The following is a 12,033-nucleotide window of genomic DNA, read 5'->3' as shown; positions in this document are numbered from 1 at the left end:
CGGCCCAGCGGTCGGACGGGTGCACTCCGCTATCCGATACCCGTCCGACCGCTACCCGATCATCAGAACCGCGCTTTCCGAAAGGCGTCCCAAACAAGTCGGGCCGCATCGCCCAGGACTCGGTGGTGTCCAACCAGTCGCTACGCGGGGTCCTCGCCCGGGTCCTCGGCGTCGACGCCGCTCCCACCGCCGCCTGGCTGGCATTGGCGGCGGTGGCCGCGGTGGTCGGGCTAGGAGACTGCTGAACAAGGCGCTATTGGGGTTGGCGGTCGTGTGAGCGGCGGGCCCGGGCGTCACCGGTGGGATGGCGAGCGGCGTTTTAGGTCAGCACTCTGGGTGCGACGACCGAGGGCCTTCGGTCCACTTGATGTGATTATGCGCGGTCTCACCGGCCATCGGCGAGAGGCGGCTCCCCTAACTGCTGGTCAGGCCAGGGCCCAAGCTCCGTTCTGGTGGGTCAGGCCCATGGCTAGCAGTCGACGTAGGTTGAGGGCGGCGGCGCGGTGGTGGAGCCAGCTGTTGTTCTTATCCACCCCGCGATAGGGCACTCGTCGGGCGCCTCGGGTGAGCCAGGCGATGGAGCGTTCCACCATCGGGCGATGCTGCCGGTAGGTGGCCCGGAAGTCCTCGCCCTGTGCGCGCTGGCGGTGCTGGCGGTGCAGCACATGGTGCTCGCCCAGCAGCACCGAGCGGCCGGATTGTGAGGTGGTGCACCGCTGGCGCAGCGGACACTGCCGGCAGGCCGCACCGAACTTCGCCCGGCCCTGCGGCGACACTGTCCGCGTGACATCAGCCGGGCAGGTCAACGTGTTTGCCGCGGCATCGAAGGTGAAGTCATCCAGACCAAACCCGCCCTCCACAGCGGGCCTGGTCGGCCAGGGTTTGACCAGGGGCAGCCACTGCTTTCCGGCGAGGGTGGCCAGCATGTCTCCGGTGGCGTACGCCGAGTCTCCGAGCACTTCAATGTGTTCGACGTCTGTAGTGGTGGGATCTGTGGTCACCAGGTCCGCACCGACGGCGGCGTCGGAATTGTCCGGACCGCTGGCCCGAGTCAGCCGGGCCGCAGTGGTCAGCCCGGTATCGGGTTCGACCACGATGTGGGCTTTGAACCCGTCCTGGCGACGCTGCTGGGTCTTGTGCGCGTGCCGGGCATCGGGGTCCACGGTAGAGATCACCCGGTCCGGGACGGTGCGGCGGGCGATGCGCCACCGGCCGTCGGTGCCATCGGAATCCTCGGCGGGCTCGACGTCCTGGCCGGCGACCAATGCCAGCAGCGCCACCGCCTCGGCTGGTCTGCCGCCGGCGGCGGTGATCGCCTCAACATCCAGAGCCTCAAGCAGTGCCAGAGCGTCTGCGACCAGGGCCGAGACCAGCTCGTCGCGGGCGGCCTGGTCATCCCAGGCGATACGCGGCTTACCGGCCTCGGAGTAATCGTGCCCGCACATCGCCGCCAACCGGGTGCACTCGGAGGCGATCAGCTCTTTCGCGCCGGGCACTTCGCGGCCGACCCGCCTGATCTGGGCGATGAGTTGGGTGATCGTGTCCTGACGGGCCACCGCATCATCCAGAACCGTCGAGTCCAGTGCGCGGCGGGTCTTAGTCTTGACCGCTCCGGTCTCGGCGATGACCTGGCGCACCACCTCGAAGATCCGCTGCGGATTCTCGCTGGCGGCCAGCCGGCGCCGCCAGTAAGTCAACGTCGACGAGTCGAAGCCCTGGGCATCGACCGCGTACCCGCACGCGGCCTTCCACCGCAGGTCAAACGTCAACGCATCCACGGCCTCCCGGTCGGAGTGCCCAAACAGAGCCTGAAGCACGATGACCGAGGCGATCACCTCCCCCGGGATCGACGGCCGGCCCCGGCCCGAGGGAAACAGATCGGCGAACAACTCCGCCGGGAACAAGCGATCCCGATGCTCGGCCAGCAACGCGAACACGCTGCCGGGCTCGAGCAGATGCCCCGCCACCGACTCCACATCCAGCAACTCACGCTGCCGATCCCACTCACCCTGCATGAACCAAGTATTTCAGGCCCGGGTCACCCCGCGGGGCGGACACCCTGATTGTTCAGCAGTCTCCTAGCGATGGCGGCCCTGCTGCACCGGGCCGGCCACCAACTCCTTGCGTTGACGCTGTCCGGGATGACGATGTCGGTGGTGTCGCCGTTCTCGTGGGGCCACCACTGGGTCTGGTTCGTGCCGCTGCTGGTCATCGCGGTGCACCACGCGATCGTCGGCCGTCGCTGGTATCTCTGGCTCCTGCCGCCGCTGCTCTGGGCCGCCACGGCCGCCTGGGTGCAGAGCTTCCCCAACCCCGAATACCCCGACGACCGGTGGGTGGCGATCGGGTTGTTCATGCTCGGGGGCGACATCCCCCCGGTGGTCTTCGGGGTGATCACAAACATCTACCCGCTGCTCTGGCTGGTCACGGTGGTGCTGGCGGCGGCGCTGGTCCGACGCTCACGCTCGGACGGCGCTAGGCTGCGCGGATATGGGACGACGGACGACTCGTCACCGGGCGCAGCGCGTTCTGGCCGGGGGTGACGCACGGCGGGAGGTGACGACCCTCGCCGTCGAGGAGCCGCTCGAAATCCGGGTCGGCGGCCAGCCGTTCGTCGTCACGATGCGCACCCCGGGCGACGACATGGATCTCGCCGCGGGGCACCTGGTCTCCGAGGGGGCGGTCTGGCACCGCGATCACCTGCCCGAGATCTGCTACTGCACCACCGTCAGCGGTCGGGCCGAACAGGACTACAACACCCTCACGGTGACCCTCTCGCCGGACATCCCGGCACCCCGGTCCGCCCGGGCCACCACGATGAGCAGCGCCTGCGGGGTGTGCGGCGTGGACTCGATCGACGAGGTGCGGCGCTCGACCCACTTCCCGGCCGAGCCGGTGGAGCCCCTCGTCGACGCCGAAGTGCTGCTGACGCTGCCCGAGCGACTCCTCGACCACCAACGCCTGTTCGGCAAGACGGGTGGGGTCCACGCGGCGGGGCTGTTCTCCGCCGCCGGCGAGCTGTTGTGCCTGCGCGAGGACGTGGGCAGGCACAACGCCGTGGACAAGGTCGTGGGCTGGGCTTTGCGCGAGGGGCGACTGCCGCTGCGGGGAACCATCCTGCAGGTGTCGGGCCGGGCGTCGTTCGAGCTCGTGCAGAAGGCGTCCATGGCCGGGATCCCCGTGATGTCGGCGGTGAGCGCCCCGTCGTCGCTCGCCGTGGACCTGGCGGAAGAGGCCGGGGTGACCCTCGTCGGGTTCAGCCGGGGCGACCGGGCGACGGTATACGCCCATCCCGAGCGCATACGGGACTGAGCGCGCCGCCCGCAGGCCTCCGGTGCCAACTACACCTGACCCACCGGGCGTCGCGGCTCGGCGGCGGCCTCGGCGCGCTCGCCGTACGGCACGTACCCGCGACCGGGCGCGACGACCAGCAGGACCAGCGCGGCGCCCGCGGCGACGAGCCCCAGCGCGAGCAGCGCGTCGGCGATCCCGGAGGCGAAGATCGCGGCCGCGGCGTCGACGATCGGCTGCGCCGCGGGACCGGCGACCTCGCCGAACTCCACCGCGCCGGCGAACGATCCGGCCACCGCCTCACGGGCGGGATCGGGGACGCCCGGCAGGACGGCGCCGATGTCGGCGGCGTACCGGCCGGCGAGGATGCTGCCCGAGATCGCGATGCCGATCGCGGCCCCCACCTCGCGCATCGCGTCGTTGACCGCCGCGGCCACGCCCTGCTCGTCGACGGGGATGTCCGAGACGATCGCGGACGTCGCGGGCGCGGTGGACAGGCCCAGGCCGACACTGGCGATGACCATCGGCCACAGGATGTCCCAGTAGCTCGAGTCGACGCCCAGTCGCGAGAGGAAGACCATCCCGACGGCGATCGCGCCCACGCCCACCACGGACACCGCCCGCAGTCCGACCCCCGCGGTGATCTTGGGCGAGAGCAGTGAGAACACCATGACGGGCACGACCATCGGTGCCAGCGACAGGGACGCCCCGATCGCGTCGTAGCCCTTGACCAGCTGCAGGTACTGCACGATGAGCAGGAAGAACCCGAAGATCGTGAGGAACTGCATCCCCACGGACACCGAGCCGGCCGAGAAGCCGCGGCGCCGGAAGTAGCGCACGTCGAGGATCGGGTCGTCGGCTCGGAGTTCGACCAGCACGAAGGCGGCCAGGCTCACGGCGGAGGTGATGAGGGCGACGACGACGGGGACCTCCGAGAAGCTGGTGTGCGCCCCCTCGATGAGCCCGAACACCACCCCTCCGACGGCCAGTGCGGAGAACACGGCGCCGCCGACGTCCGGCCGACCACGACGGGACGCGACGGATTCGCCGATCGTGGAGGCCGCCACCAACACGACCAGGCCGATCACCGAGTAGACGAGGAAGATCGACTTCCAGGACCACACCTGCAGCATGAGCCCGGAGCCGATCAGTCCGACGATCCCACCGATGCCGGCGAAGCCCGCCCAGGTGCCGACGGCGGTCCCGCGGCGCTCGGGCGGGAAGCTCGCGGTGAGCAGCGAGAGCGTCGACGGCATGACGAACGCGGCGCCCACGCCGGCGACCGCGCGCAGGATGATGAGCCAGAGCGGTGAGTCGAGCCACAGCGGCAGCGCGGAGGACAGGGTGAACAGGGCCAGCCCCACGATGAGGGTGGCGCGGCGGCCGAAGCGGTCGCCCAGCGCGCCGGCGGTGAGCACGAGCGCGGCCAGCGCGAGCGTGTAGGCGTCGACGATCCACGTGAGCTCGGCCTGGGTGGCGCCGATGGCCACGGCGATGTCGGGCAGCGACGTGTACAGCGCGGACATGGTGGCCACGACCAGCGAGACCGCGACGACGTTGACGAACAGCAGCCAGCGGCGTCGTCCGGTGGACAGTTCCAGCACGGAGCCTCCCGGGGAGCGGTACGGAAAACGATACCGGCGGTATCGTTCGTCCCGCCACCGTAACGCACGACCCGCCCGGCGCGGCGGGTCACAATGGGGGCCATGTCCACGCCGACCGACCCCCGCCGCGCCCGCTCCCGCGGAAAGCTCCTGGACGCCGCGGCGGACCTCCTCGTCTCGGGCGGCGCGGCGGCGGTGACGGTCGAGGCGGTCACCCGGCTGTCCGGGGTCGCGCGGACCACGCTGTACCGCAACTTCCCGTCGACGGACTCGCTCATCGCGGCCGCGTTCCGCCGATTGCTGCCCGCCCCGGAGCCGCCGCCGGCGGACCTCCCGCTGCGCGAGCAGCTGCTGCACCTGTGCGCGTCGATGACCCGCCTCATCCAGGACGCGCCCCTGCAGCAGTCGATGCTGGGATGGCTGGCGATGGGCCGCGGCGCCTCGGAGGACGACGAGGTCGGCCAGCTCCGACGCGGGGTCGTGGACTCCTACACGGCGCCGCTGCACGCGGCGCTCTCCGCCGCGGAGGCCGACGGCACCCTCGTCCCCGGCGACCGCGACCTCGCGGTGGCGCAGCTCGCCGGGCCGGTGGTGGTCGCGCGCATGATCGGCCTGCGCCCGTTCACGCCGACCGACGTCGAGCGGCTGGTCGACGACTTCCTCCGCGGTCGACTGGCGGACGAGACGTGACCGCCGTCGGCGCGATCGTGCTCGCCGGTGGCCGCGCGAGCCGCCTCGGGGGCGTCGACAAGGCCCGGGTCACGGTGGCGGGGCGACCGATGATCGAGAGCGTCGTCGGCGCCGCCCGGGACGTGGCCGGGCCCGTCATCACCGTGGGCCCCGGTGGTGACACCCGCGAGGATCCGCCCCACTCCGGGCCGGTCGCCGCGATCGCCGCGGGACTGGCGGGACTGCCGGGGGCGGTGGAGCTCGTCGTCGTCGTCGCCTGTGACCTCCCCGACCTCGACGCCGGCACCCTCCGTGCCCTCGTCGCCGCGCTGCGCCGCCCCGCGCCGGGTTCCGCGCCCCGCGTCGCGCTCGCCGTGGACGCCGCGGGGCACGACCAGTACCTCCTGGCCGCGTGGCACCGCCGCGCCCTCGCCGCGCGCCTGGCCGCCCTGGAGGCCTCCGGCGGCGTCGGTGGGCGCGCCGTCCGGGCCCTGTACGACGACGAGGAGGTGGTCCGCGTCCCCGTCGGCGCCCCCGCGCGGGACGTCGACACGTGGGCCGACCTGGCCGGACGCGGACCGGTAGGCCTCGCGCACGTGGGGGCCGTCCTGCGGGCGGGGCTGACACCGGTACCGGCGGTCGGGCGCGCGCCCCTCGACGCGGTCGGGGCGGTCCTCGCGGCGCCGCTGATCGCGGCGGACCCGATGCCGAGGGGGCCCGTCTCCGCGATGGACGGCTACGCGCTGGCCGGGCCCGGACCGTGGCGGCTGACCGGGGCCGCCCGCCGCGCCGGGGACGACTCCCCCGCATCCCTGGCCGAGGGGACGGCGGCGCGGATCGCGACGGGTGCGCTCGCCCCGCGCGGCACCGACCGCGTGCTGCGGCACGAGCTGGTCGAGGCGCGCGACCCGGGCTCCGGCGACGCGGCGGTCCCGGGCGACGCGACGGTCCCGGGCGACGCGACGGCGCCCGGCGACGCCGTCGTCACCGCGTCGGCCGGCGCCGGCGGGGTCAACGACTTGCGCCCGGTCGGCGAGGACTGGCCCGCCGGGCACGCGCTGGCCGCGGACGGCACGGTGCTCGACGCGGCGCTGGCCTCGGCGGCCCTGTCGGCGGGGGTCGAGCGGGTGTCCGTGCGCGGTCCGGTGCGGGCGGCGGTGGTGACCACGGGTGACGAGGTCCTGCCCGCGGACACGCCCCCGCCGCTGCCGCCGGGTCGGATCCGCGACACCGTGGGTCCCCTGCTGGGTGGGCCCGCCGGGGTCCTGGCGCGGGCGGGGTTCGAGGTGGTGGGTCCGCTGCGGCACTGCCGGGACACGGCCGAGGCGGTCGACGACCTGCTCGGTGGCCCCGCTGCCGATGCGGATGTGCTCGTGCTGGTGGGCGCGACGGGCCGCGGCGTCGCCGATCACCTGCGGTCGGCGCTCGAGCGGGTGGGTGCGCGCGTCGTGATCGACGGGGTCCGTGTCCGCCCGGGCGGCTCGCAGCTCGTCGCGGAGCTGCCCGACGGGCGCGTCCTCCTGGCGCTGCCCGGGAACCCGCTGGCCGCGGTGTGCGCGGCCGCCACCACGGGTCGTGCCCTGGTCGACGCGCTCACCGGCCGGCAGCGCACGCCCGTGACCGCCGAGCTGCCGGGGCTGGAGGACGTGGCGAGTCCGGGCCGCGCGCGGATCCTGCCCGCCCGGCCCGACGGCACCGGGGGCTGGCGGCTCGCCCACCGCGTCCGCACCGCACACCTCGCCGACCTCGCGGGCGCCCCCGCGCTGGCCGTGGTGCCCGAGGGCGAGGACGCGGGGACGGTTGCGAGCTCAGGAGGTTCGCGCTCGGCTAAGGGCTCGGGCATGGCCCAGGGTTCTGGCGGCCGTGTGGAGCTCGTCGACTGGATCTGACACCGGGCGGGGCGGGCGCGGGCCGCCCGGTCTCGCCGGGTCCGCGCCGCCCTCAGCGTCGTCAGCGCCGCCGGTTGCGCATCTTCCCAACGAACTCGCGGGCCTTGCGCTGATTCTCCGGCTTCGAGGCCTCGCGTTTGACCACCTGGACGGCCTTGAGCGCCACTCCGCTCCGCAGTGCGTTCCGTAGGAATCCCATCGTTCACCCTTTATCGATCGGCGGTGTAGCAAGTCTACCGGCGCGCGGTGGTCTCGGCCGGAACCGCCACCCTCCCGCTGATCGACGGCGAGGGCCACGAGGCGGTCCGCAAGCTCATCGCCCAGGGCCCGCCCGACGAGGACGTCGGCCTCGAGGCGTTCACGTCATCGTCCTACCTGGAGAGCCAGGCCCACCCATGACCGATGTGACCTGGATCGACGTGTTCTGTGGTGATCGGCGCGATCGCCGGCTTCCGCACGGTCGTCGGGCTGATCATCCTCATTTACCGCCGCCGCACCGTCGGGCCGGTGTTCTCGGCGACAACGCTCGACGACAAGGTGATGTACGTCTTCCTCGCGCTGACGACTTTTTCGGCATGAGCAACACGATCATCGGCAACCGCCACTATCGGCGAGGCTGGTCCCGCGAGTACGTGGCGGACGTCAGCCGGACCGTCAGCACGAAGCGGTAGCCGACGACGCAGCCCGCCGGGCAGACACCGCGGCACACTCGGGACGGATCGGCTCCGCACAGCCGGACCCGGGCATGGCGTCTCGCGCGCACCGCGCGGTGCGGGCCAGACGCCAGGCGCAGGGGCGGCTGCGGATTCGGCGGTCATGCGCAGGGGCGGATGCCGGACCCACCGCGCGGGCAAACGCAGCGCCTACCGCGTCAGCTGCCCGCGACCGCGCCAGCCGCCCGCCGCCGTGTCAGCTGCCCGCGACCGTGTCCTACGCCCCGACCTGGATGAGCGTGCCCCACGGGTCGTCTACCCGCAGGACGGCGCCGTCGTGCCGGGCCCGGAACCCGTGGTCGGTCAGGCGCTGCTGGAGCGCGTCGACGTCGTCGGCGGTCGGCAGGTCGATGTTCACCTGCCCCAGCCCGAGGGCGGCCGCGCGTGGGCCCGCCCCGGCGGTGCCCCACGTGTTGACGGCGATGTGGTGGTGGTACCCACCGGCGGCGATGAACAGGGCCGAGCCGACATCGCTCATCACCTCGAATCCGAGGGCGTCCACGTAGAAGTCGCGGGCCACACCGATGTCGCCGACCTGCAGGTGGACGTGGCCGAGGGTCGCGCCCGGCAGGGTCGCGGACGCCTCGGGCAGGTGGGTGCGCAGGAACGCGTTGGGATCCAGCGGATCGGTGGCCACCTTGAGCAGACCGTGCGGCTCGGTGGCCCAGGTCTCCCGGGGCCGGTCCGCGTACAGCTCGACGCCGTTGCCCTCCGGGTCGTCGAAGTAGAACGCCTGGCTGTACAGGTGGTCCGAGCTCCCGGTGAACGACCGGGGCGCGTACCGGGCGACCGAGGCGACGGCGGCGGCCAGCGACGCCTCGTCGTCGAACAGCACGGCGGTGTGGAACAGACCCGCTTCGCCGGACTTCCGCGGCGGCAGGTCGGGCATCCGGCGCATCCGCACGAGCGGGAGGCCCGCGCGGCCGAGCACCGCGGCCTCGCCCGAATGCTCGAGCACCTCCAGGGTCACGCCCTCGGCGTAGAAGCCGATCATCGCGTCCAAATCACGGACCAGCAGCTCCACGGCTCCCATGCGGGTGTCCGGGGCGAGGAGGTCGTCGGCGGGCCGCTCGACGAGGCTGCGGGGGTCGGGGTTCTGGACGTAGACGGGCACGGTGCTCTCCTGGTTCGTCGGGTCGAACAGCGGTCGACACTATCTGACGCGTCATCTACAAAACCGGAGAGGGACGCAGTCTATTCCTTGACGCATCAAAGACCCCGGCCGGGACCGGCCAGCCGCTCATGTCGAGAAAGCCCGTCGCGCCCTTCTCCGCGTCAGCGAAGGAGTGGTCCACGAAGACGTAGCGGCCGGACTCGGCGGGGGTCATCTCGACGAACCCTCCCTGGGACGGCGCCAGGCCCAGCGCCTGCGCCCTGCCGCCGCGACGACGGCCGCCGCCATGACGGCCAGGGAACGGGTCGCCGCGGTGTCCTGGCCCCGCGCCATCGGGGTGCGCAGGACCGTGGCCCAGAAGGTGACCAGCGTGGTGCGGACCGTGATACCGACGAATCCCAGGACGTTGACGGCGAGGTGGAACGCCCGCAGGCGCACGCCCCACTCCCCGCCGATGCCACGATCCCGTCCGTCGGGACGGGGAGCGGGGCGGGGGGCTGCTCATACCGCCGAGTCTAGGCCCGAACTCTTACCTCCCCGACGTGGGTATTTTCCCCGCTCACTGCGGCAGCGGGGCCAGTCCGGAGTTCTCGAGGGCGCGCCGGCCCCGATCGGAGACGACCAGCTCCAGGAAGTCGTCCGTCGCAGCGCGCTTCCCCTCCGCGTCGGCCCCCAGCTCGCCACTCGCGACCCTGGCCACGGAGTACCGCGTAGTTCCCGCCGCCTGGGCGAGCTCGCGGTCCCGCTCGTGGGTCTCGACCTGTTCGACCCAACCGTGCGAGGCGGCGACGTCGGTCCGGTAGACGATGCCCACGTCGATGTCGTTGTCGGCCAGGCGCGCGGCGAGGGCGCGCGAGCCCGAGTCGCGTTCGACCCCCGCCGGCTCGACGCCCGCCGCGGACAGCAGCGACTCCGCGGCCTTCCCGCACGGCACGTCCATCGCGCACAGGCCGACCCGCAGGCCCGGGCGTTCGAGGTCGCGTAGCCCCGTGATCCCGAGCGGGTTTCCGGACGGCACGGCCACCACGACATGATTGCGGGCGAAGACGCGGGGATCGACCGCCACTCCGGCGTCCACCACCTGCTGCATGGCGTCCTCGCTCGCGGAGGCGAAGACGTTGATGTCGTCCCGCCCGGGCAACCCGGCGGCGATCGTGTCCGACCGGCCCAGCTCGAGGCTGACGGTGACCCCGGGATGCTCGCCCTCGAAGATGTCGATCATCTCCGTGAACGCCGCGGACAACGACGGGGCGGCCGCGACACCGATGGTCATGGTCTCGTTCTCGGGCTCCTTCGGCGCGCAGGCGCCGACCACCGTGCACGCCAGGGCGACCGTCAGCGCACTGACCCCCCGGCTCCGGTTCATCGCTCAGCCGCCGGCGAACGGGGGCAGAACATCGACGGCGGAGACGCCGTCGATCGGGGTTTTCGGATCCCGGGTGGTCTCGTCGCCCACCAGGAAGGAGGACACTGTCACGATGCTGGCCAGCGGCTCACCGTGCCGCTCGCACACCTCGCGCGCCAACTCCCCGACGGTGGTGGCGTGGGTGTGCAGTCGCTCACGGGCGGTACCGGCGGCGTCCTCCGCCGCGGCGTAGTAGCCCACGGTGATCACCCGCGGGGCTCGTCCCACATCCGGTGTGCTGCTCACATCATCAACCCTATCGCCCGACACTGACACGTCAACCACCGATGGCTCCCATGGACCGCCGCGGCCTGTGGAAGGCCGTACCGCCGATCCCGTGCCCGGCCTGCTTGCCCCACATCGCGCCCCGCCAGACCTCGGCGACCTCGTCGTCCGGGGCGCCCGAGCGCAGCACGCCGAGTACGTCGGTCTCGTCGTCACTGAACAGGCACGACCGCACCGTGCCCTCGGCGGTGAGGCGGGTACGGTCACAGGCCGCGCAGAAATTGCGGGTCACGGTCGCGATCACCCCGACCGTCGCGGGCGCGCACCCGACCGTGCGGCCGGCGACCCGCCACAGCTCGGCCGGCGCGGACGGATCCTCGCGCCCCGCCGCGACCAGCTCGAACCGGGTCCGCAGCGAGTCCAGCACGTCGGCGGCGGTGACCATCTCCGCGCGTGACCAGGTGGCCTCGGCGTCGAGGGGCATCTCCTCGATGAACCGCAGCTGCACCCCCTCGGCCAGCGCCCACTCCAGCAGGTCGGGCGCGCCGTGCAGGGTCGCGCGCAGGGGCACCGCGTTGACCTTGACCGGATCCAGCCCGGCCTCGACGGCGGCCCGCACACCGCGCAGGACCGAGGGCAGCCGGTCGCGGCGGGTCAGCTCGGCGAACTCGGCGCGGTCGACCGTGTCCAGCGAGATGTTGATGCGGTTCAGCCCGGCCTCGACGAGCCGACCGACGCGGTGCTCGAGGCCGACCCCGTTGGAGGTCATGGCGATGGGCAGGTCCGGGCAGGCCGCACGGGTGCCGGCGATGATGCGCTCGAGGTCGGACCGCATGAGCGGCTCGCCGCCGGTGAAGCGGACCTCGTGCACCCCGAGCTCGCGGTGCGCCAGCGTCACCAGCCGGACCACCTCGTCGGCGGTCATCCGCGCGGCGTCGGGGATCGGCGGCAGGCCCTCCTCGGGCATGCAGTACGTGCAGCGCAGCGAGCACTTCTCGGTGAGTGAGACCCGCAGGTCGCGGGCGACGCGGCCGAAGGAGTCGACGAGCAGCGGCGTCGCGGGGCGCGGGTGCGGGCCCGCTCCCGGTGTGCGGCGGGTGTCCGGGACGGTCACGTGGCCCAC

The 12,033-nt window shown here is 72.8% G+C and carries 13 protein-coding genes and 1 pseudogene; 6 read left to right on the top strand and 8 right to left on the bottom strand.

The window, feature by feature from the left end; genetic code table 11:
- Positions 1–425: 425 nt before the first annotated feature.
- A complete protein-coding gene (locus tag C3V38_RS07295) occupies positions 426–2,015 on the bottom strand; it encodes an IS1182 family transposase (protein ID WP_106385405.1) in 1,590 nt (529 codons plus the stop codon).
- Positions 2,016–2,084: 69 nt separating this feature from the next.
- Here C3V38_RS07295 and C3V38_RS07290 point away from each other — a divergent pair, with 69 nt between their 5' ends.
- On the top strand, positions 2,085–2,543 hold the full coding sequence (locus C3V38_RS07290) for a hypothetical protein (protein WP_174705763.1): 459 nt from the start codon (positions 2,085–2,087) through the stop codon (positions 2,541–2,543).
- Positions 2,491–3,312 carry a formate dehydrogenase accessory sulfurtransferase FdhD gene (gene fdhD / locus C3V38_RS07285; RefSeq protein ID WP_106385404.1) on the top strand — a complete coding sequence of 274 codons (822 nt, stop codon included), beginning with the start codon at positions 2,491–2,493 and terminating at the stop codon, positions 3,310–3,312. Before C3V38_RS07290 ends, fdhD begins: the two co-directional genes overlap by 53 nt.
- Before the next feature lie 29 nt (positions 3,313–3,341).
- On the opposite strand, the gene C3V38_RS07280 is transcribed toward fdhD, so the two are convergent.
- Positions 3,342–4,895: an MFS transporter gene (locus C3V38_RS07280; protein WP_106385403.1), complete on the bottom strand. Its 1,554-nt coding sequence runs from the start codon at positions 4,893–4,895 to the stop codon at positions 3,342–3,344.
- A gap of 102 nt (positions 4,896–4,997) precedes the next feature.
- Between C3V38_RS07280 and C3V38_RS07275 the strand changes: the two genes are divergently transcribed.
- Positions 4,998–5,585 carry a TetR/AcrR family transcriptional regulator gene (locus C3V38_RS07275; protein ID WP_106386398.1) on the top strand — a complete coding sequence of 196 codons (588 nt, stop codon included), beginning with the start codon at positions 4,998–5,000 and terminating at the stop codon, positions 5,583–5,585.
- Complete coding sequence (locus C3V38_RS07270; RefSeq protein WP_254426112.1) at positions 5,582–7,453, top strand: NTP transferase domain-containing protein; 1,872 nt, start codon at positions 5,582–5,584, stop codon at positions 7,451–7,453. Before C3V38_RS07275 ends, C3V38_RS07270 begins: the two co-directional genes overlap by 4 nt.
- Positions 7,454–7,514: 61 nt before the next feature.
- On the opposite strand, the gene C3V38_RS17580 is transcribed toward C3V38_RS07270, so the two are convergent.
- On the bottom strand, positions 7,515–7,652 hold the full coding sequence (locus tag C3V38_RS17580) for a hypothetical protein (RefSeq protein WP_165001080.1): 138 nt from the start codon (positions 7,650–7,652) through the stop codon (positions 7,515–7,517).
- A gap of 47 nt (positions 7,653–7,699) precedes the next feature.
- Between C3V38_RS17580 and C3V38_RS07265 the strand changes: the two genes are divergently transcribed.
- Both C3V38_RS07265 and C3V38_RS18015 read left to right on the top strand, forming a co-directional pair.
- Positions 7,700–7,852 carry a hypothetical protein gene (locus C3V38_RS07265; protein ID WP_254426111.1) on the top strand — a complete coding sequence of 51 codons (153 nt, stop codon included), beginning with the start codon at positions 7,700–7,702 and terminating at the stop codon, positions 7,850–7,852.
- Between the two features lie 24 nt (positions 7,853–7,876).
- Positions 7,877–8,008 (top strand): annotated as a pseudogene (locus C3V38_RS18015) (respiratory nitrate reductase subunit gamma); the annotation flags it as partial.
- Positions 8,009–8,383: 375 nt separating this feature from the next.
- Here the strand turns inward: C3V38_RS18015 and C3V38_RS07255 are convergent.
- From C3V38_RS07255 to moaA, 5 genes are all read right to left on the bottom strand, one after another.
- Positions 8,384–9,280, bottom strand: coding sequence for a VOC family protein (locus C3V38_RS07255; protein WP_106385402.1), 897 nt, complete (start codon positions 9,278–9,280; stop codon positions 8,384–8,386).
- Positions 9,281–9,490: 210 nt separating this feature from the next.
- On the bottom strand, positions 9,491–9,718 hold the full coding sequence (locus C3V38_RS07250) for a hypothetical protein (RefSeq protein WP_254426110.1): 228 nt from the start codon (positions 9,716–9,718) through the stop codon (positions 9,491–9,493).
- Between the two features lie 121 nt (positions 9,719–9,839).
- Complete coding sequence (locus C3V38_RS07245; protein ID WP_106385401.1) at positions 9,840–10,646, bottom strand: substrate-binding domain-containing protein; 807 nt, start codon at positions 10,644–10,646, stop codon at positions 9,840–9,842.
- A 3-nt stretch (positions 10,647–10,649) separates the two neighbouring features.
- Positions 10,650–10,931, bottom strand: a complete 282-nt coding sequence (locus C3V38_RS07240; protein WP_232303011.1) for a MoaD/ThiS family protein — start codon at positions 10,929–10,931, stop codon at positions 10,650–10,652.
- A gap of 31 nt (positions 10,932–10,962) precedes the next feature.
- A complete protein-coding gene (gene moaA / locus C3V38_RS07235) occupies positions 10,963–12,033 on the bottom strand; it encodes a GTP 3',8-cyclase MoaA (protein WP_106385400.1) in 1,071 nt (356 codons plus the stop codon).

The sequence above is a fragment of the Dietzia sp. oral taxon 368 genome (assembly GCF_002999155.1).
Lineage (GTDB): Bacteria > Actinomycetota > Actinomycetes > Mycobacteriales > Mycobacteriaceae > Dietzia > Dietzia cinnamea.
Note: the sequence above shows the minus strand (reverse complement) of the source record. Positions and strands in the feature narration are given on the sequence as shown.